Annotated in this window: 13 protein-coding genes; 10 read left to right on the top strand and 3 right to left on the bottom strand. The window is 62.4% G+C overall.

Annotated elements, in window-relative coordinates; translation table 11 throughout:
* Positions 1-207: 207 nt before the first annotated feature.
* Both exaA and ASB58_RS19435 read left to right on the top strand, forming a co-directional pair.
* Positions 208-2,064, top strand: a complete 1,857-nt coding sequence (gene exaA, locus ASB58_RS19440) for a quinoprotein ethanol dehydrogenase (RefSeq protein WP_096006392.1) — start codon at positions 208-210, stop codon at positions 2,062-2,064.
* 48 nt (positions 2,065-2,112) lie between these two features.
* Positions 2,113-2,778, top strand: coding sequence for a pentapeptide repeat-containing protein (locus ASB58_RS19435; RefSeq protein ID WP_118132036.1), 666 nt, complete (start codon positions 2,113-2,115; stop codon positions 2,776-2,778).
* Positions 2,779-2,835: 57 nt separating this feature from the next.
* Here ASB58_RS19435 and ASB58_RS19430 read toward each other — a convergent pair whose 3' ends face one another.
* The gene (locus ASB58_RS19430) at positions 2,836-4,791 is read right to left on the bottom strand and encodes an alkyl/aryl-sulfatase (protein WP_118132035.1); all 1,956 of its coding nucleotides are present in this window, start codon (positions 4,789-4,791) and stop codon (positions 2,836-2,838) included.
* A 40-nt stretch (positions 4,792-4,831) separates the two neighbouring features.
* The gene (locus ASB58_RS19425; protein WP_118132034.1) at positions 4,832-5,833 is read right to left on the bottom strand and encodes an IclR family transcriptional regulator domain-containing protein; all 1,002 of its coding nucleotides are present in this window, start codon (positions 5,831-5,833) and stop codon (positions 4,832-4,834) included.
* Between the two features lie 99 nt (positions 5,834-5,932).
* Here ASB58_RS19425 and ASB58_RS19420 point away from each other — a divergent pair, with 99 nt between their 5' ends.
* The 5 genes from ASB58_RS19420 (at position 5,933) to ASB58_RS19400 (ending at position 16,011) form a co-directional block, all read left to right on the top strand.
* Positions 5,933-7,639 carry a SulP family inorganic anion transporter gene (locus tag ASB58_RS19420; protein ID WP_118132033.1) on the top strand — a complete coding sequence of 569 codons (1,707 nt, stop codon included), beginning with the start codon at positions 5,933-5,935 and terminating at the stop codon, positions 7,637-7,639.
* Between the two features lie 355 nt (positions 7,640-7,994).
* Positions 7,995-9,104, top strand: a complete 1,110-nt coding sequence (locus ASB58_RS19415) for an efflux RND transporter periplasmic adaptor subunit (RefSeq protein WP_118132032.1) — start codon at positions 7,995-7,997, stop codon at positions 9,102-9,104.
* Positions 9,101-12,178 carry an efflux RND transporter permease subunit gene (locus ASB58_RS19410; protein WP_118132031.1) on the top strand — a complete coding sequence of 1,026 codons (3,078 nt, stop codon included), beginning with the start codon at positions 9,101-9,103 and terminating at the stop codon, positions 12,176-12,178. Before ASB58_RS19415 ends, ASB58_RS19410 begins: the two co-directional genes overlap by 4 nt.
* A complete protein-coding gene (locus ASB58_RS19405; RefSeq protein WP_118132030.1) occupies positions 12,171-13,568 on the top strand; it encodes an efflux transporter outer membrane subunit in 1,398 nt (465 codons plus the stop codon). The genes ASB58_RS19410 and ASB58_RS19405 overlap by 8 nt, the downstream gene beginning before the upstream one ends.
* 172 nt (positions 13,569-13,740) lie before the next feature.
* Positions 13,741-16,011: a putative bifunctional diguanylate cyclase/phosphodiesterase gene (locus ASB58_RS19400; RefSeq protein WP_147336858.1), complete on the top strand. Its 2,271-nt coding sequence runs from the start codon at positions 13,741-13,743 to the stop codon at positions 16,009-16,011.
* Between the two features lie 24 nt (positions 16,012-16,035).
* On the opposite strand, the gene ASB58_RS19395 is transcribed toward ASB58_RS19400, so the two are convergent.
* A complete protein-coding gene (locus tag ASB58_RS19395; RefSeq protein WP_118132028.1) occupies positions 16,036-16,737 on the bottom strand; it encodes a Crp/Fnr family transcriptional regulator in 702 nt (233 codons plus the stop codon).
* A gap of 101 nt (positions 16,738-16,838) precedes the next feature.
* Between ASB58_RS19395 and ASB58_RS19390 the strand changes: the two genes are divergently transcribed.
* The 3 genes from ASB58_RS19390 (at position 16,839) to ASB58_RS19380 (ending at position 19,764) form a co-directional block, all read left to right on the top strand.
* Positions 16,839-17,627 (top strand): SDR family oxidoreductase, encoded by a 789-nt coding sequence (locus ASB58_RS19390; protein WP_118132027.1) that lies wholly within the window; start codon positions 16,839-16,841, stop codon positions 17,625-17,627.
* A gap of 175 nt (positions 17,628-17,802) precedes the next feature.
* Positions 17,803-18,114 (top strand): EthD family reductase, encoded by a 312-nt coding sequence (locus ASB58_RS19385; RefSeq protein WP_118132026.1) that lies wholly within the window; start codon positions 17,803-17,805, stop codon positions 18,112-18,114.
* Between the two features lie 15 nt (positions 18,115-18,129).
* The gene (locus ASB58_RS19380; protein WP_118132025.1) at positions 18,130-19,764 is read left to right on the top strand and encodes a 3-(methylthio)propionyl-CoA ligase; all 1,635 of its coding nucleotides are present in this window, start codon (positions 18,130-18,132) and stop codon (positions 19,762-19,764) included.
* Positions 19,765-19,838: the final 74 nt, after the last annotated feature.

Below are 19,838 nucleotides of genomic sequence, written 5' to 3'. Positions count from 1 at the left end.
TTTTCGGAAACAGTCTCACCCGCTCTTGGATCAGGTTTTCTCCGTCCTAAGTACTGCTCCCTCCTACCCCCTACCAAGCGCCAGCCAACCGGGAACTCTTCCCGCCACATCCGGGCATTTTTCCGTATCGACCGGGCCAGCCACGCGACCACCATGAGCCGTGGATCAGCCCCGCTGAACACCCCAACTATCGACAGGAAAACTGCCATGAAAACAACAAGACATTCCTCGCTGAAACCGATCAGCCAGGCGATCAAGGGCATCGTGATTGCCGCCAGCTTTGGTCTGGCTGCCAATCCGGCCGCCGCCACGCCGGTCACCTGGGACGACATTGCCAACGACCACATGACTACCAACAACGTGCTGATGTACGGCATGGGCACCAACGCCCAACGTTACAGCCCGCTGAACCAGGTCAACGCCGACAACGTGTTCAAACTGACACCGGCCTGGACCTTCTCCTTTGGTGATGAAAAGCAACGTGGTCAGGAGTCCCAGGCCATCGTTCACGACGGGGTGATCTACGTCACCGGCTCCTACTCACGCATCTTCGCCCTGGACGCCAAAACCGGCCGCCGCCTGTGGAGCTATTCGCACCGCCTGCCCGATGATATCCGCCCCTGCTGTGACGTCGTCAACCGCGGCGCCGCTATCTACGGCGACCTGGTTTTCTTCGGCACCCTGGACGCCAGTGTTGTGGCGCTGAACAAGGACACCGGCAAGGTCGTCTGGCGCGAGAAGTTTGCCGATCACAAGGCGGGTTACACCATGACCGGCGCCCCGACCATCGTGCAGGACCAGACCACTGGCCGCGCGCTGCTGATTCACGGTTCCTCCGGTGACGAATTTGGCGTAGTCGGCAAGCTGTTTGCCCGCGACCCGCTGACCGGTGAAGAAATCTGGATGCGCCCCTTCGTGGAAGGCCATATGGGCCGCCTGAACGGCGAAGACAGCACCCCCACCGGCGACATCAAAGCGCCCTCCTGGCCGGATGACCCGAACTCTCCGACCGGCAAGGTCGAGGCCTGGAGTCAGGGCGGTGGTGCGCCGTGGCAGAGCGCCAGCTTTGATGCTGCCACCAACACCATCATCATTGGTGCGGGTAACCCGGCGCCCTGGAACGGCTGGGCGCGCACGCCGGAAGACGGCAACCCGGCTGACTATGACAGCCTGTATACCTCCGGTCAGGTTGGCGTTGATCCCAGCACCGGTGAGGTCAAGTGGTTCTACCAGCACACCCCGAACGACACTTGGGACTTCTCCGGCAACAACGAGCTGGTGCTGTTCGACTACGAGCAGGACGGCGAAAAAGTACCGGCCACCGCGCACGCTGACCGCAACGGCTTCTTCTACGTGGTCAACCGCGAAGACGGCAAGCTGATGAACGCCTTCCCGTTTGTCGACAACATCACTTGGGCCAGCGGCATCGACCTGGAAACCGGTCGCCCGATCGAGAACGAAGGTCAGCGTCCGCCGCGCCTGGAAGAAGGTCAGGAGCGCAGCGAAGCGATCGAGGTCTCCCCGCCGTTCCTCGGTGGCAAGAACTGGAACCCCATGGCCTACAGCCGCGACACCGGCCTGTTCTACGTGCCGGCCAACCACTGGAAAGAAGACTACTGGACCGAGCAGGTCAGCTACACCAAAGGCTCCGCCTACCTGGGCATGGGCTTCCGCATCAAGCGCATGTTTGATGATCACGTGGGCATCCTGCGCGCGATGGACCCGCAGACCGGCAACGTCGCCTGGGAACACAAGGAGCCCCTGCCCCTCTGGGCCGGCGTGCTGGCCACTGGCGGCAACCTGGTCTTCACCGGCACCGGCGATGGCTTCTTCAAGGCCTTCAACGCGGAAACCGGCGAGCAGCTGTGGGAGTTCCAGACCGGTACCGGCGTCATCTCCCCGCCGATCACCTGGGAACAGGACGGCGAGCAGTACATCGGTGTCACCACCGGTTACGGCGGCGCGGTTCCGCTGTGGGGCGGCGATATGGCTGAGCTGACCAAGCCAGTTGCCCAAGGTGGCTCCTTCTGGGTCTTCAAACTGCCCAGCTGGGCTAACGAGTAATCCCTGCCATGCCCTGCCCGCCCTGCGGGCAGGGCTCTGGAGACCGACATGAAACAGCTTCCTCTCGTCTGTGCCACGTTACTCGCCCTCGGCAGCACGCAGTTGCAGGCCCAAAGCGCCGATCTGGCTGAAGAAGATATCCAGTCCATCAACGGTTGCGCGATAATGCCCGGCACCAATTGCCCCGGAGCGGATTTGCGCGGTGCCGACCTGCGCCACATGGATCTGCGCAAGGCAGATCTGACCGGCGCCAACCTCAGCGGCGCCGACCTGCGCCACGCCATTCTTGATCAGGCCCGGCTGGATCAGGCCAACCTGCAAAATGCCAACCTGGCCCGTGCCAGCCTGCAGCAAACCGCCATGCGTGGAGCCAACGCCGACGGCGCCAACTTTATGGGCGCAAGCGCCTGGAACCTCACCGCTCAGGGCGCCAGCTTCAACGGCACCGACTTTACCGGTGCCAACCTCGAATTCTCCCGTTTCAGCGGGGCCACCCTGCACAATGCCATCCTGCGCGCCGCCAATCTGGAAATGGCCTGGCTGCCCAAAGCGGACATGGCGGGCGCCGACCTGCGCGACGCCAACCTGCAGGAGTCAAAACTCAACCACGCCAATCTCAGCGACGCCAACCTGGAAGGCGCCCGTCTGCACTACGGCACCTTCCTGGACGTCACCATGACCGACTGCACCGCCTGTCCGGTGGATTGGGAGTAGAACGAAAAAAGCCGGGCAGTCAAAGACTGTCCGGCTGTCGGTACTGCGCAGCAGATGTCAGTTGTCGCTCAGCACCGCCGGCGTAATGATGTTGAAGCCGCTGCTGAAGGTATCCAGCGACGCCATCAATCGGTCAACTTGGGCGGCATCACCCTCGATGGTCACACGCTTGCTGGCAATCGCCTGTTCCAGCGCTTCGGCACGCAATCCCAGCTCAGGTAGCAGCCCCTGCGACAGACTGATCTCGGCTGCGGCATCATCCCGACGCGTATTCTCACGGTAGGTCAGCACACCGTTGCGCAGTGACATCGCGTACCAGCTATTGCTTTCACTGAAGTGCCAGTTGATGCAGGTATCAACGCCTGCCATGCGGTTCGCGTTCAAGCGCACCGCCAGCACGTCGAAGAACTGCGCCGGGGTAATTGCCTGCAGCAGATCCGGTGCAATACCGCCGCTGGCACCAGCGGAGATGGACGGATTGACGCCGTGGCGCAACTCCATCGCACCCGTCAGGTAGGCGTTACGCCAGGTGGTGTTCTCGGTCTGATAGGCCATCTGCTCCAGGGCATCGGCCTGCAGATCGCGGGCGGGCTGATTGTCCGGCTCGGCAAACACGACCTTGTTGACCACTTCAGCCACCCAGCGGTACTCACCGGCCTCAAATGATGCGCGCGCCCGTTCAAGCACCGACTCGGCACCTCCCATCCACTCGACGTGACGACGCGCGGATTCAACGGTCGGCAGCGGGTTCAGGTTGGCCGGGTTGGCATCGTAGAAGCCCATATAGCGCTGATAGACCGCCCGTACGTTGTGGCTGACCGAGCCGTAATAGTCACGGGCGTACCAGCGCTGAGCGACCGGGTCAGGCAGCTTGCGCAAGTGGTCGGTGATATCCAGCGGCGTCAGGCCGTGGTTCAGCAGGCGCAGGGTTTCGTCGTTCAGGAAGGCATACATGTCGCGCTGGTCTTCCAGGAAGGTGCGGATATTATCCTTACCCCAGGTCGGCCAGTGGTGCTGGGCAAACAACACATCGGAGCGGTCGCCATAGCGCGCCAGGGCATCGTCCAGGTAGTAGGACCAGATTTTCGGGTCGCGCACCAGCGCGCCGCGGATCGTCAGAATGTTGTGCTGGCAGCGACAGGCGTTCTCGGCCATGCACAGGGCACGCAGGGTCGGGAAGTACAGGTTCATTTCCGCCGGCGCTTCGGTGCCCGGCGTGAGCTGGAACTCGATTTCCAGACCGTCGATGACATGGGTCTCGATGTCATCCTTGATGTCCATGGTCGGCGCAATCAGGGTCACGGTGCCGCGCGAGGTTGCCTTGCCCAGGCCCGCATCTACCTGGCCTTTGGGGCCCTTGGGCAGCAAGCCGCCGTACATGTACTGGGCGCGGCGGCGCATGGCCGGGCCGGCCAGGATGTTCTCGCTGACGGTCTCTTCCATAAAGCCTTCGGGCGCAATGATCGACACCTTGCCGGCTTTCACATCGGCTTCATCAACCACCCCCTTGACGCCGCCGAAGTGGTCGACATGACTGTGGGTGTAGATGACCGAGAGTACCGGCCGTTTCGGGCGGTGCTCGTAGTACAGTTCAAGACCGGCACGTGCGACTTCCATCGAGACCAGCGGGTCCATGATGATCAGGCCGGTATCCCCCTCAATGATATTCATGTTCGACAGGTCGAAACCGCGAATCTGGTAGATCCGGTCGGTAACCTTGAACAGACCGGCGATGTTGTTCAAGCGCGCCAGACGCCACAGGCTGGGGTTGACCGTCAGCGGCGCACGTTCTTGCTCAACGAAACTGTAGGCATGAAAGTGCCAGGCGGTCTTGCCGTCAGCACGCTTGACCGAGTCCACGCTGGGCTTGGCAATCAGGCCACGCCAGGCATCGGTGAAATCGGCGTCATCCTCGAACGGCATGCTGCTCAGGCAGGCGTTGTGCAAGCGAACGGTTTCCGGCTGTGCGTCATTGCCTTCCAGTCTCGGCGTGCGCGACGTGTCGGTACTCATGGGTGAAATACTCCTGATCAGCTGTTTGCGCCGTGCGGCGTCATGGATGTTGTTTTTGTCTCTGCCAGCCTGGGCTGTGATCGTCTGCAAACAGATGACCACGCAGGGCCTCGAGCAATAGCGCGCCGCATTGATGAAGCCGCGCCTCGTCGGCACGGAACGCCGGCATCATGATGCTCAGGACACCGCACACCGCACCGCTACTGCTGAAAATTGGGGCGGCCGCTGCTGTTGCACCGTCTACCCGCTCACTCACCGAAGTCGCGTATCCCTGAGCCACAACCTTGTCCAGCTGCCCGCGCAGTCGGTCGGCAGCGGCAGCCGTGATGGACCTGTCGGCCGCTGCCGCGTGCTGCAGCAAGCGCTCGCGCTCGGCGCTGGCAAGGAAGGCCAGCTCTGCCTTACCGGCCGCGCCCAGATACAGCGGAAAGCGCTGGCCAACATCCAGCACGTAGCGCACCGGCTGCCGGCTGGGTTGGACGGCAATCAGCACGTGCTCATCACCGCTGCGGCGGAACAGCGACAGCGTCTCGCCGGTCTCGTCGGCCAACCGCACCATGATCGGCATAAGCTGGCTGGTCAGATCGGTCTCGGCCAGCAATGGCCCGGCCAGCTCCAGCACCTTCATGGTCATGCGCCAGCGCGGCAGTTCATGGCCGAGCGGCTCCACCATGCCCTGCTCGACCAACGGCACCAGCAGTTCCCGCAGCTGGAATTCAGCCAGCCCGAGCTGGGCGCTCAAGTCCGCCAGCGCAACGCCACGGGCACCACCGGCACCCAGCGCGCTCAATAGCGCCAGCAGCTGCGGAACTGCCATGGCAGCGGTCTGCCGGCCCGTTGGGAAATAACGCTTGTCGCTCTCCCGACGCTGTACGTAGCCCTTGTCTTCCAGCGTCTGCAACACGCGAAACATCACCGGTTTGGATTCATTCGCCAGCGCGGCAAGCTCGGTCAGCGACAGCGGCGTGGTTGCGGCTTCGATCAATTCAAGCGCTTCCAGCCCCTTGGCGAGCGTGCGCAGCTGCGCCTTTGGCTCAGTCATTTTCTATCTCCGTAACCTGTTACTATATTTGTAATACGCAGCACGTTGTGTCAACCTCCGGTTCACATATCGACCCGTCAGCCGAACAGACAAGCCGCCATGAACATCAAAGCCAGGCTCTGGGCCGCGTGCTTCCAACTCCTTCCCTTCCTGCGCTGGGGCAAACCGGCAGCGGATCAGCTCAGGGCGGATCTGGTAGCCGGGGTTACCGTCGGCCTGGTGCTCATTCCCCAGGCCCTCGCCTACGCCCAGCTCGCCGGCATGCCGCCGGTCACCGGGCTCTACGCCGCGCTGCTGCCGGGGATCGTCGGCGCGCTGTTTGGCTCTTCGTCCCTGCTGGCAGTCGGTCCGGTCGCGCTCAGCAGCCTGCTGACCTTCGCCGCGCTGCAACCGCTGGCCGAGCCGGGTTCCAGCCTGTGGGTCAGCATGGCGATCTGGCTGGCTATCTATTCCGGGCTGATCCAGCTGGCCATGGGTGCCCTGCGTATGGGCGCGGCGGCCAACATCATTTCCAACGCGGTGATTCAGGGCTTCATCAATGCTGCGGCGGTCATCATTATCCTGTCGCAGTTGCCGTCGCTGCTTGGCTTTGCCGAGGTGGCCGGTGACAACTGGCTGCTGCGCCTGCGCCACGCCTGGCAAGCTGATGCCGACCGTGTGCTCACTACCGCGTTGTTCGGCGGCGGCAGCATTCTCGCCCTGCTGCTATGCAAGCAGCTGGTTCCGCGCCTACCGGCCATCGTGCTGGTCTGCCTGGCCGGCATCGGCCTCAGCAGTGCTATCGGCTTTGCCAGCCTGGGTGGCAGCATCGTCGGACATATCGCCTCCGGCCTGCCCTCGCTCGGCCTGCCGACGGGGCTGACACTGGAGCAACACCTGGCGTTGCTGACCCCGGCGGTGGTGATCGCGCTGATCAGCTTTACCGAAGCCATGTCCAGCTGCCGCACCATGTCACGACTGACCCGCGAAACCTGGAACCGCAATCAGGAGCTGATCGGCCAGGGCCTGGCCAAGATCGCCAGTGGCGCCAGTGGCGGCTTCCCGGTCAGCGGCTCCTTCTCCCGCACCGCGCTGAATGCCTACAGCGGTGCGCGCAGCGCCTGGTCGACCATCATCACCTCGCTGATCGTGCTGGTCTGTCTGCTGGGTTTTACCGATCTGCTGCACAATCTGCCCAAGGCGGTGCTGGCGGCAGTGATCATTGTGCCGGTGCTGCGGCTGATCGACATACCGGGCCTGCTCAAGCTGCTGCGCACCACCCCCAAAGATGGCGCCGTGGCGCTGATTACCCTGGGCGTTACCCTGGCAACGGTGCCCAATCTCTACTGGGGCATAATCGCCGGCATTCTGGCTTCGGTGGTGCTCTTTCTTTATCGCTATGCCGTGCCACGCATCATCGAGCTGGGCGTACACGACAGCGGCGCCCTGCGGGATCGCCAGCTCTACGGCCTGCCAGCCATCGCCGATGATGTACTGGGCATTCGTATGGACGCCTCGCTCTCCTACCTGACAGCCCCCGTACTGGAAAGCTACATACGCCGGCGGATCGACACACTCGATATCCGCCATCTGCTGCTCTCGGCCACGGCGATCAACCAGATCGACTCGACGGGCCTGGATACCCTGCACGAAATCTGGCTGCTACTGAACTCGCGCGGCATCAGACTGTACCTATCCGGCGCCAAGCTGCCGTTACGCACGGCGCTGCATCAGCAGGGCTATCTGGCGCTGTTTGGTGAGGATTGTCTGCTCGCCTCCGACGCACAGGCGGTGGCACTGCTCAGGGGCGATCAAGCGCCCAGCTGATCGCTGCCCCTCTCCAGTTGCCAATGACTGCGGCCGTGCCGGCCTCCCCTGTATGCCCCGTTCGTTCATTGGCCCTTCGCACCGCTGCCCCGCCTGTCTTCTCAAGACCACGTCACTTGAAAAAAACCTTTTGACCTCAAGTCAACTTGAGCATTTATAACGTGCCTCGCTTCCTGGAAATAACTGCAGCAAGGAAGCTGCCTTTGCCGAATACACCCTTTCTGCCTGGGCAGGCGGGCGGCCAAAAGCCCCCGCCAACCTACGTCTGACTGCGCCGTGCGACATGCCAGCACCAGGCATGCAAGCCGCGCGTGCATGACCCTCTTTAGACCTTTCGCATTGGAGCACGCAGCACATGACTACCTCTCTGCCACCCAGGCGGAGTGCTGGTTGGAAAGCCAGCGCCATCGTTCTGATTATCATCGCCCTGATCTCAACCGGCCTGTGGTTCTGGCGTGCCTCGCTCAATTCGGGCGGCGGCTGGCAGGGCGGCGACCCGATCGACGTGGTTGCCGAAAGGCTGGAGGCACAGCAGGCCCCGGTGATACTGCAGGCACTGGGCGAATTACGTGCAGCGCGCCAGGTCATGCTCTCGGCGGAGGTCGCCGGTCGCGTCGCCAGGATCGCCTTTGAGCCAGGTCAGCAGGTCGAGCGCGGCAGCCTGCTCGCCAGCCTGGATGACTCGCTCGAACAGGCAGACCTGATTGCCGCTCGCTCCAACCTGACCTTCGCCAAGGAACAGCTTGAGCGCGCTCGTACCCTGTCAGCCAGTGGCGCCATGTCGCGTGAGCTGCAGCAGCAACGGCAAGCTGAATACGACGCCAGCCGCAGCCGTGTCGAGCTGCTGCAGGCACAGATCCGGCAAAAGCACCTGCGGGCACCCTTTGATGGGCAGCTGGGCATTCGTCACATCGACCTTGGCCAATACCTGAACCCCGGCGACCAGGCCGTCAGCCTGACCGATCTCAGCGAACTGCAGGTCAATTTCGAGGTGCCACAACAGGAACTGGCTCGCGTCCGTCTCGGGCAAACCGTGACGGTAGACGCCGGCCTCGCGGGCGTTGAACCGGCATCGGCAACCATCACCGCCATCGAACCCCAGGTAGCGAAAGACACTCGCAATGCCGCGCTGCAGGCCACTCTGGAAAGCCCCGGCGAGCAGTGGCTACCGGGCATGTACGCCAGCGTCAGGATCAGCCTGCCGGCCGAATCCGATGCGCTACTGCTGCCGGCAACCGCCCTGGTCACCAGCGCCTCCGGTAATCTGGTGGTGGTGGTGCGTGAGCTGAATGACGAAAGCATCGGCCGGAGCGAGCAGGTGCCGGTGACCGTCAGCCGCTACATAGGCGAGCAGGCCGTCATCAGCCAGGGCCTGGCCGCTGGCGACCTGGTCGTCACCGAAGGCCAGTTGCGCATCCAACCCGGCGCCAGCGTCAAGGTGGTCGGGCGCGGGGGTGAACAATGAGGTTCACTGACCTGTTCATCCACCGGCCTATCCTCTCCATTGCCCTGAGCGTGATGATCCTGTTGACCGGTCTGGCCGCGCTGTTTTCACTGCCGATCCGCCAGTATCCGCAGATGGAAAGCGCTACCATTGTGGTCACCACCCAGTATCCGGGTGCTTCGCAGCAGACCATGCAGGGCTTTGTCACCACGCCGATTGCACAGGCCATCGCCAGCGCCAACGGCATCGAGTATCTGACCTCCACCTCGACCCTCGGCCGCAGCGAGATCAAGGCCAAGCTGGTGCTCAACGCCAACGCCGACCGCGCCATGACCGAGATTCTGGCGAAGATCCAGCAGGCCCGCTACCGCTTGCCCGCAGAGGTCTACGACCCGGAAATTCAAAAGCTGACCGATGGCGTGTCAGCAGTGCAATACCTGAACTTTCGCAGTGATCAGCACAGCATCGCGCAGATCACCGACTTCATGACACGCGTCGCCCAGCCACTGATTACCTCGGTGTCCGGCGTTGCCTCGGCCGATATCAGCGGTGGCCAACCCTACGCGATGCGCCTGTGGATCGATCCGATCAAGCTGGCCGCTCGCGATCTGACCGCCAGTGACCTGGTCAACGCGCTGCGTGGCAACAACGTGCAGGCCGCCCCCGGCGCACTGCGCGGCGAGAGCATTCTGGTGCCGATCACCGCGGCCACCGACCTGCGCTCGCTGGAGGACTTCCGGCGCATGGTGATCAAGCGCAGCCCCGGTGGCGTAGTCCACCTGAGCAATGTGGCTACCGTTGAGCTGGGCGGACAGAACGACGACAGCAGTTTTTTCGGCGGTGGCGAGGCCGCAGTCTCGTTGGCCATTTCGCCCACCCCGGACGGCAACCCGCTGGAGATCGTCGCAGGCGTCAACGCGCTGCTGCCAGAATTGCAGGCGGCCGCTCCACCCGGCATCAAGGTCACCAACGTGTTCGACACCGCCCGCTTCGTCAACGCCTCGATTGACGAGGTACTTAAGACGCTCCTCGAAGCGGTGATCATCGTGGTCGCCGTGATCTTTCTGTTCCTCGGCTCCTTCCGCACGGTGCTGATCCCCATCGTTACCATTCCGCTATCGCTGGTCGGCGCCGCCGCGCTGATGCTGGCGTTCGGCTTCTCACTCAACCTGCTGACGCTGCTGGCCATGGTGCTGGCCATCGGTCTGGTGGTCGACGACGCCATCGTGGTGGTGGAGAACATCCACCGACATATCGAAGAAGGCCGCAGCCCGGTGCAGGCCGCCCTGCTGGGTGCCCGAGAGATTGTCTGGCCAGTCATCGGCATGACCATCACCCTGGCCGCTGTGTACGCACCGATTGGCTTGATGGGTGGCCTGACTGGCGCGCTGTTCAAGGAGTTTGCCTTTACCCTCGCCTGCTCGGTGATCGTCTCCGGCGTGGTTGCCCTGACTCTGTCCCCGATGATGAGCAGCTATCTGCTGTCCTCCAAGGTCTCCGAAGGCAAGCTGGCGCAGCGTATCGAACACAGCATGCAGCGGCTCTCCGGCGCCTATGGCCGCCTACTGGACCACGCCCTGCATGCACGCGGTGCCGTGGTACTGGTCTGCGTTGCGGTCCTGGCGGGCATCGTGGTGCTGTTCCTCGGCGTCAAGCGCGAGCTGGCTCCCAGTGAGGACCAGGGCTACGTCTTCGTTGCCGCCCGGGCCCCACAATACGCTAGTCTGGACTACACGGAGCAGGCAGCCCGCGCCGTGCAGGCGCAGTTTCGTGCCCTGCCCGACTATCAGGACAGCTTCTTCGTCAACGGCACCAACGGTCAGAACAATGCCTTCGGCGGCGTCGTGCTGACACCTTGGGATGATCGGCAGATGAGCGCCGCCGAAGTCGAAGGCACCCTCAACGCCGGTAGTTCACGCATTACCTCAGCCTCGGTCACCGCGTTCCAGGCCGCGCCGCTGCCGGCCGGCAGTGACGGCCTGCCGGTGCAGATGGTATTGCGTGCGCCGAATGACTTCAGCGCCCTGTATGACGCTATGGAGCAGATCAAGGGCGCCGCCTGGGGCAGCGGCCTGTTTGCCTACGTGGAAAGCGACCTGGCCTTCGACAGCCCGCAGGCGCGCCTGACGGTCAACCGCGAGAAAGCGGGTGACATGGGCGTCAGCATGCAGGATATCGCCGATACCCTGGCCACACTGGTTGGCGAGAACTACGTCAATCGCTTCAACTGGTTTGACCGCTCCTACGACGTCATCACCCAGGTACCGCGCGCCCAGCGGCAGGCCCCCGATGACCTGACCGGTTACTACGTGCGCGCCAGCTCCGGCGAACTGGTAGCGCTGGCGACCGTGGTCGATGTGCATACCCAGCCCGAGGCCAACCGCCTGCCGCAATTTAACCAGATGAACTCGGCAACACTGTCGGCGGTCCTGATGCCGGGCGTCACCATGGGCGCTGCGGTAGACTTTCTGAAAGGCCAACCACTGCCGCCCGGCGCCAGCATCGACTGGCTGTCGGACAGCCGCCAGTTCGTCAAGGAAGGCAACCGCCTGGTGGTGTCCTTCGGCTTTGCCCTGATCGTCATCTTCCTGGTACTGGCGGCTCAGTACGAGAGCTTCCGTGATCCACTGGTGATTTTGATGACCGTACCGCTGGCCATCTGTGGCGCGCTGCTGCCGCTTTGGCTTGGCTTTGCGACCATGAACATCTACACCCAGATTGGTCTGGTGACGCTGATCGGTCTGATCTCCAAGCACGGCATTCTGATGGTGTCGTTCGCCAACGATATTCAGAAGCACGAGGGTCTGAGCCCGCTGGAGGCCATGCACAAGGCGGCGATCATCCGCATGCGCCCGGTACTGATGACCACCGCCGCCATGGTTGCCGGCCTGATTCCGCTGCTGTTCGCTGCCGGCGCCGGGGCCTCGAGCCGTTTTGCCATCGGTATCGTGGTGGTCGCCGGCATGCTGGTCGGCACCCTGTTTACCCTGTTCGTGCTGCCCACCCTCTACACCCTGCTGGCCCGTGATCATCGTGCGGCCAGCGCCTCGGCCCGCACCCGCGAGCTAGCCGAAACGGAGGCCCAACATGCCTAAATTGTTTCCCTTACTGGCCCTTGGGCTGGCGATCAGCGGCTGCTCCCTGGTCCCGGATTACCAGCGCCCGCAAGCGCCAATACCAGACCAATGGCAGCTGGGCAGCGCCAATCAACAGCTGACCCGCAAGCAACAGGACTGGCGCCAGTTTGTCATCGATCCCGGCCAGCGCAGGCTGGTCGAACAGGCGCTGAGCAACAACCGCAGCCTGCGCCAGACTCTGCTGGACATGGAAGCAGCGCGCGCGCAATACGGTATTCAGCGCGCCGATCGGCTGCCCACCATCAATCTTGACGGCAGCGGTCAGCGCCAGCGCTTGCCGGCGGACGTCAGCACCAGCGGGCAGGCCGAAATCCGGAGTCAGTACCAGGTGGGGCTGGGTCTGGCCGCCTTTGAGCTGGACCTGTTCGGGCGCGTACGCAACCTGTCAGAGGCCGCGCTGCAGGCGTACCTGGCCACCGAGCAGGCAGCACAAAGCGCGCGCATCAGCCTGATCGCCGATGTCGTATCGGTCAGCCTGCAACGCGATGGCACATTGCGCCAACTGGCAATTACCCGTAAGACGCTGGCCAGTCGCAACGCCAATCTGGAGATGATCGAACAGCAGCGCACACTGGGCGCCGCCGATGAACTCGAGTACCAACAGGCGCTGGCCGAACAGCAGGCGGTGATCGCGCAGATCGAGCAGCTCGACCGGGCCTTGCAGCGACACACCAACGCCCTGCGCCTGCTCACCGGACAGCAGAACCTGAACACGCTGTTCGCCCCGGCCAGCAAGCCAGTCGAACTGGGGGCGCTGGCACCGAGCGCGCCATCCAGTCTGCTGGAAGCGCGTCCGGACATCCGCGCAGCCGAGCACCGTCTACTGGCACGTCAGGCCAACATCGGTGCGGCACGCGCCGCGTTCTTTCCACGCATCAGTCTGACTGGCAGCCTGGGCAACACCAGCAGTGACCTGAGCGACCTGTTCAATAGCGGCCAAAGCAGCTGGGCGTTCAGCCCGCAACTGACTCTGCCGCTGTTCACTGCGGGTCGCAATCAGGCTGGACTGGACCTCGCCAACGCCCGCCGTGATGCTGCCGTTGCAGCCTACGAAGAGCGTATCCAGGTCGCCTTCCGTGAAGTCTCCGATGCCCTGGCCGCCCAGGACACCCTGGCACGCGAAGTCAACGCCCGACGCCTGCAGGCCAACGCCAGCACACAAGCCGCAACACTGACCCAGACCCGCTACCAGGCTGGTGCCACCGACTACTTCCGTGTGCTGCAGGCAGAGCAAGACGCGCTGCAGGCGCAACGGGACCTTGAGCAGGCCACCACCCAGCAACAACTGGCCCGCACCCAGCTGTTCCGCGCACTGGGCGGCAGCTGGGTGCAGGCGGCAAGCGACTGAAGCACCTGCCCAGGCAACTCCAGACATAATACGGTGCCGGGCACTCGTTGCCCGGCTCAACACAATGCCGGCACTCTGCTACTGTTAAAAGGAAAGATGACTGTCGACCGGCAGGTGCCGCTTGAACCCCTATAGCCAATTCATCGAAACGCTCCGCGCTGACATCGCGCTCATGTACAACAGTGATGAGCACGAAATGGCTTTGCTGCGCGGCGCGCACCTCACCTCGGTCATCCGCGTCACGCCCCCGATGATGTTCGCCAACATAGGCTCGGGCAGCTGCATCCTGCTCAGTTTTTACCCCGTTATTCCAACCGGACTCTGGGTCTGGTTCGCCGCGCTGACGCTGATCTGCGCGCTGGCCTGCTGGAGCTGGTGGCATATGCGCGACAAGGTGCTGGCGACCGCCAGCGTGCGCCGGCTCAAGGGCTCTACTGTGCATGCCGCAGCGCTGGCCGGCACCTGGGCGGTCATGATCGTTATCTGGTTTCCGCAGGCAGGCGCGCTGCAACAGATGACCATCGCGACGCTGGTAACCGGCATGCTCGGTGCCGGCGGCTTTGTGCTGAGCCCTCTGCCCATGGCCAGCCTGGTTTACGTGGGCCTGTACACCCTGGCCTCTGTCCTCGCCCTACTGGCCTGTCTGGTGCTCAGGACGGAGGCCCATTATCTGGTTATTGCTCTGCTGTTAATGCTGTATTCACCCATGACGCTGATTGGCGCGCTGCTGTCCTGGCGCAAGTCCAGCGATCTGATCAAGGCACAGCGCCGAGCAGCGCGACAGGGTGAGATGCTGTCAGTCTTGCTGCATGACTTTGAGCTCGATGCCGGCGACGCCCTGTGGGAAACAGATCGTGACGGTATGCTCAACCATGTTTCCCCTCGTCTTAAGGAGCTGCTCAGACTGCAACCGGACGAGCATGAACACAAACGTTTCCTGCAAATACTCTGCGAGCGCAGCCCGGCGCTGTGTTACCTGATTGACGAACACATTGAGCATCGACAAAGCTTCCGCTCGCTGCCCATTTCCATAGAAGACGAGCACGGTGTGCGTCACCTGACCCTGACCGGCAAGGTTCTGCTTGATGAGAAGGACCGCTTTGCCGGGCGCCGGGGCATCATCAGCGACGTCACCGACAAGGTGAACAATGAGCGCATGCTGCGCACCCTGGCGCATACCGACTCACTGACCGGCCTGGCCAACCGCTTCAAGCTACGCGATACCATCAGCGGCCTGGTCAGCCGAGATATTCAGCTCGCGCTGCTGTCGGTAGACCTGGACCGCTTCAAGAGCGTGAACGACAACCACGGACACAGCACCGGCGACGCGCTGCTGCAAGTCATTGGCAGACGACTGACCGCCTGCGCCGGGGAAAATACGCTAGTCGCCCGCCTGGGAGGCGATGAGTTTGCCATCGCGCTCTGGCCGATCAGCGACGACCGTGAGCCCATCGCGTTGGCGCAGCGCGTCATCGACAGCCTGAGCGAGCCGATCGCCGTTGCCGAGCGCGAATTTCGTATCGGCGCTAGCGTGGGTATCAGTCTGCGCATGTCGGCAGGGCCGCACATGGATGACCTGATGGTGCAGTCGGATATGGCCCTATATGAGTCGAAGGCCGCCGGCCGTGGCTGCTGGTCGCTGTATTCGGAGAAAATTGGTGAGCAAAGTCGTCGTCGACTGGCGATCGAAGATGGCCTGCGCCATGCGGTCGAACGCGGCGAGATCTGCGTTCACTGGCAACCCAAGGTGAGCCTGGCCAGCTGGCGGATCACCGGTGCCGAAGCGTTAGTGCGCTGGACCCACCCGGAACTGGGCCGCGTCGGCCCGGATGAATTCATCCCCATTGCCGAGCAGTGCGGACTCATCGAGAACCTCGGGTACTATGTGCTGGAAGAGGCCTGCCGCGCAGCCACAACCGAGCTGCGGGGGCTGCTCATCTCAGTCAACGTGTCGGCGGTGCAGGTGCAGTTCGGCCACTTTTTGCAGGACCTCACCGCCCTGCTGGAGCACTATCAGTTGGAGCCGCAACGGCTGGAGCTGGAACTTACCGAGTCGGTCATCATTGATGATCCGGACCAAGCCCTCGATATGCTCACGGCCATTCGTCAGACCGGCGTACGGCTTGCGCTGGACGACTTCGGCACCGGCTACTCATCGCTCTCCTATCTGCGCACCTTTCCGTTCGACACCCTCAAGATCGACCGGTCATTTATCACCGAGCTGCTGACCCGTCCGGACGCCCAGGCCATCGTCAGGATGATCTCTGGCTTGGCCATCACCCTGAACAAACGCACCGTGTGTGAAGGGGTGGAAAGCGCCGAACAACTGGACGTCATCCGCGCGCTGGGCTGCGACGAAATACAGGGCTACCTGATCTCGCCACCGGTGGCGTTGGAGGACTTTCCGACAGCGCTGCCGGAATGCCTCAGCAACGTCACGTAGACGACCAGCGAGCAGGGCAGACAGTCACTTGTGATTGGCGTGGTCCAGCAGAGCCGCCAAGTCCAGAATGTCGATCGACTTGTAACCCTGCTTCAACAGGCCTAACCCCTCCAGCCTGGCAAGCCCGGTATTAATACTCTGGCGGGTACTTCCCAGCATTTGCGCCAGGTGCTCCTGAGACACCTGTAGCTGAAGCGATGGATTGTGAGCGCGTGATCCAAACCCATGCGCCATCAACCACAGCCGGCGGGCCAGCTTATGGTGGATCGTGCCCGGCTCACCAATGATCTGATAGGCCACACGTAGCTTGTTGATACTCAGACGTGCAATGTCTCGCCAGTATTTCGGATGATCATCCAGCCAGCGCTCAAAGGGTTTGCTTGGCACATATAGCACCAGCGAGTCCACATCGGCGACGGCATCACGAATGTAAGGCCTGCCGTCGATCAACGAGATATCACCGAACCAGTGACACGGCTGCAGATAGACCAGCAGCGACGGTGAGCCATCGTGCATTGAGCTGCTGAGGCGAATGGCCCCTTCGACAACGCAATACAGCGCGTGCCTGGCCAACTCCCCATCCCGATACACCGCTTCGCCTGCAGGGCACGGCTGAATTTTCGCATCGCGCAACAGAGCCTGCTTCAGCTCATCCGAGCACGAGGAAAACCAGGCGTCAGAACTGAGCTTATCCAGCAGCACATCAGCGTTGAGCAGCGTATCCATAATTTCGATTCAAAATTCAATTTTTTGACAGACTGCCAGTTTCCGGATGCATAGGCTAGCGAGCAAATAGTGTTAACCGATAACAGGCGGGAGTAGTCACGATGTTGCAGCACAATGAGTTCACCGGAAAGACCGTATTCGTCGCTGGCGGCACCAGCGGCATCAACCTCGGGATTGCCAAGGCCTTTGCCGCCGCAGGTGCAAAGGTTGCCGTATTCAGTCGTTCACAGGAGCGGGTGGACGCGGCCGTGGCGACGTTGCGAGAGCTTACCTCAGACGCCATGGGCTTCAGTGGCGATGTCAGGGATATGGCCAGTGTGCAGGATGCCCTGTCCAAAACGCATGAAGCCTGGGGCACTATCGACGTGCTTTGCTCGGGCGCCGCAGGCAACTTTGTGGCCCCAGCTGCCGTAATGTCCCCCAACGGTTTCAAAAGCGTCATGGACATCGACCTACTGGGCAGCTTCCACGTGCTGCGAGCAGCCTATCCGTACCTGACCAAGCCAGGCGCCTCCATCATCAACATTTCCGCGCCGCAGGCGTCCAAAGCCACGCCGATGCAGGCTCACGTCTGCGCGGCCAAAGCAGGCGTCGACATGCTGACCAAGGTGCTGGCTATGGAATGGGGCCCGGAAGGCGTTCGCGTCAACTCCATCGTTCCTGGCCCGATTGCCGGCACCGAGGGCATGGAACGACTGACCCCCACACCTGAATCCAAAGCGGCGGTGACCCAAAACATGCCCCTGCGCCGCTATGGCGAAATCTCGGACGTCGCCAATGTCGCGGTGATGCTCAGTTCCAGCGTATTCAACTACGTCACCGGCGTGGTCCTGCCTGTCGATGGCGGCGCATCACTGGCCGGTCCCGGACTGCTTGGCGGACAGCCGTAAAACCGAGGCAGGGCAATATTGATTCACGCTGCGATCGTGGCCTCCACCCTGGACGCGATCGCAGCGGATTCATGTGCCGACGGACTGAGCCCCGCCGCACTCGGTCGCGATCATTTCACGACCTGCAGGAAACCAATCCAGCTATCCCGTCACAATAATAAGATCGGAGAACACCATGATCAGAGTCACCGTTTCCTACCCACCGCACGAAAACTGCACATTTGATCACGACTACTATCAGAGCGCTCACGCGCAGTTGATCCGTGACCGCCTTGGCGTCCAGGGACTGATCAAACTGGAGATCGACCAAACGCTGCCTGATGGCTCCGGCGCCCTGCCTGCCAGCGTGGCCGCAGCGCACCTCTTTTTTGCGGACGTCGCCAGCTTCCAGGCAGCAATGGCCGCTGCCGGACAAGAGTTGGGCGATGACCGGGAAAACTACACGGACATCCTTCCTGTGGTGGTTGTCAGCCACGTCATCCAATAAGTCAGGACGCTGCCCGTGAACGGATTAATGCAAGACAAGCCGTTGCTGATTTCGTCGCTGCTGACCCACGCGGAGCGCTACAGCGGCCAGGTAGAAGTCGTCTCTCGCCGCATCGAAGGAGACCTTCACCGCTACACCTGGGCCGATGTTGCGCAGCGCTCGCGACAGCTGGCCATGGCGCTAGATGAACTGGGCCTTAAGCCGGGAAGCCGCGTTGCCAGTATTGCCTGGAACGGCTATCGCCACCTGGAGCTGTACTACGGTGTCAGTGGCTCAGAAAGGGTGCTGCACACCGTCAACCCGCGCCTGCACAGCTCGCAGATTGCCTGGATACTGCAACACGCCGAGGACGAAGTAGTCTTCTTCGACGAGAGCTTCGCCACCCTGGTAGAGAGCCTCAAGCCACTGGCGCCGGGCGTCAAGCACTGGGTCATGTTGTGTGAGCCAGACGCGCTGGATAACACTGCCGATAGTGCAGGACTGTTGAGTTACGAAGCCCTGATCGCCGCGCAATCTGGCGACTATGTCTGGCCGGAATTCGACGAGCGCACCGCCTCCAGCATGTGCTACACCAGCGGCACGACGGGCAACCCCAAGGCGGTGCTCTACTCGCATCGCTCAACCGTGCTGCATACACTGGTTCTGACCACGCCAAACGGATTGGGCGTCGGCAGCCAGGATGCACTGCTGCCCGTCGTTCCGATGTTTCACGTCAATGCCTGGGGCGTGCCCTACTGCGCCGCGCTGGCCGGTGCCAAACTGGTGCTCCCCGGCCCGGCGCTGGATGGGGCGTCGGTATACGACCTGATCGAGCGCGAGGGTGTCACACTCGCCCTTGGCGTACCCACTGTCTGGCAGACCCTGCTGGACCATATGGAACGCCATCAGCACACCTTCAGCACCCTGAAGAAGACCTCTATCGGTGGTTCTGCCTGTTCGCCGAGCATGCAGCAGTGCTTTGAAGACCAGCACAACGTCGAAGTGATTCACTGCTGGGGCATGACAGAAACCTCCCCTCTGGGCACCACATCGAAGCTGATGACACAGCATCAGGAGCTCAGCCGCGAAGAGCAGCAGCGGGTGCGACTCAAGCAAGGCAGGCCGGTATTCGGCATCGACATGCGCATTGTCGACGACCAGGGTATTGAGCAACCGTGGAACGGGAAGGCCGCCGGGCACCTGCAGGTCAAAGGACCCTGGGTCATCAGCGCCTACTACAAGGATGAGATCGACAACCGCCTGGATGATGGCTGGTTTGCTACTGGTGATGTCGCCACCATTGATGAGCATGCCTACCTGCAGCTGACCGACCGCAGCAAGGATGTGGTCAAGTCGGGCGGCGAATGGCTGTCCACCATTGACATCGAAAACATCGCGTTGAGCCACAACGGCGTAGCCCTGGCAGCCGCGATAGGCGTGCCCCACCCCAAATGGGACGAGCGGCCGGTAGTCGTCGTGCTCAAAAAGCCTGACGCCGAGGTCAGCGCCGAAGAGATTCTCGCGCTATACCCCGGTCGCCTGGCGAAGTGGCAGTCCCCTGACGATGTCATCTTTGTAGATGAGATGCCCTTGGGCGCAACGGGCAAGGTGTTGAAGACGCAGATTCGCCAACAGCTGCAGGGTTACACATTGCCTGATCTTGGCTCGTGACGATGAGTCATCCAGCGCGCTGCACAGCGCCAGTATCACGGCAACGTGATCTGGCCGCCTCAGTCGCGCGGCCT

The organism is Pseudomonas abyssi, from assembly GCF_003444685.1.
Classification (GTDB): domain Bacteria; phylum Pseudomonadota; class Gammaproteobacteria; order Pseudomonadales; family Pseudomonadaceae; genus Halopseudomonas; species Halopseudomonas abyssi.
This window is presented reverse-complemented; position numbering and strand designations above follow the sequence as displayed.

Excerpts from the sequence above, each read along its gene's own strand:
- exaA (WP_096006392.1), top strand. The coding sequence starts at position 208 with ATGAAAACAACAAGACATTCCTCGCTGAAACCGATCAGCCAGGCGATC.
- ASB58_RS19420 (WP_118132033.1), top strand. The coding sequence starts at position 5,933 with ATGAACATCAAAGCCAGGCTCTGGGCCGCGTGCTTCCAACTCCTTCCC.
- ASB58_RS19405 (WP_118132030.1), top strand. The coding sequence starts at position 12,171 with ATGCCTAAATTGTTTCCCTTACTGGCCCTTGGGCTGGCGATCAGCGGC.
- ASB58_RS19425 (WP_118132034.1), bottom strand. The coding sequence starts at position 5,833 with ATGACTGAGCCAAAGGCGCAGCTGCGCACGCTCGCCAAGGGGCTGGAA.
- ASB58_RS19410 (WP_118132031.1), top strand. The coding sequence starts at position 9,101 with ATGAGGTTCACTGACCTGTTCATCCACCGGCCTATCCTCTCCATTGCC.
- ASB58_RS19395 (WP_118132028.1), bottom strand. The coding sequence starts at position 16,737 with ATGGATACGCTGCTCAACGCTGATGTGCTGCTGGATAAGCTCAGTTCT.
- ASB58_RS19400 (WP_147336858.1), top strand. The coding sequence starts at position 13,741 with ATGTACAACAGTGATGAGCACGAAATGGCTTTGCTGCGCGGCGCGCAC.
- ASB58_RS19435 (WP_118132036.1), top strand. The coding sequence starts at position 2,113 with ATGAAACAGCTTCCTCTCGTCTGTGCCACGTTACTCGCCCTCGGCAGC.
- ASB58_RS19385 (WP_118132026.1), top strand. The coding sequence starts at position 17,803 with ATGATCAGAGTCACCGTTTCCTACCCACCGCACGAAAACTGCACATTT.
- ASB58_RS19415 (WP_118132032.1), top strand. The coding sequence starts at position 7,995 with ATGACTACCTCTCTGCCACCCAGGCGGAGTGCTGGTTGGAAAGCCAGC.
- ASB58_RS19390 (WP_118132027.1), top strand. The coding sequence starts at position 16,839 with ATGTTGCAGCACAATGAGTTCACCGGAAAGACCGTATTCGTCGCTGGC.
- ASB58_RS19430 (WP_118132035.1), bottom strand. The coding sequence starts at position 4,791 with ATGAGTACCGACACGTCGCGCACGCCGAGACTGGAAGGCAATGACGCA.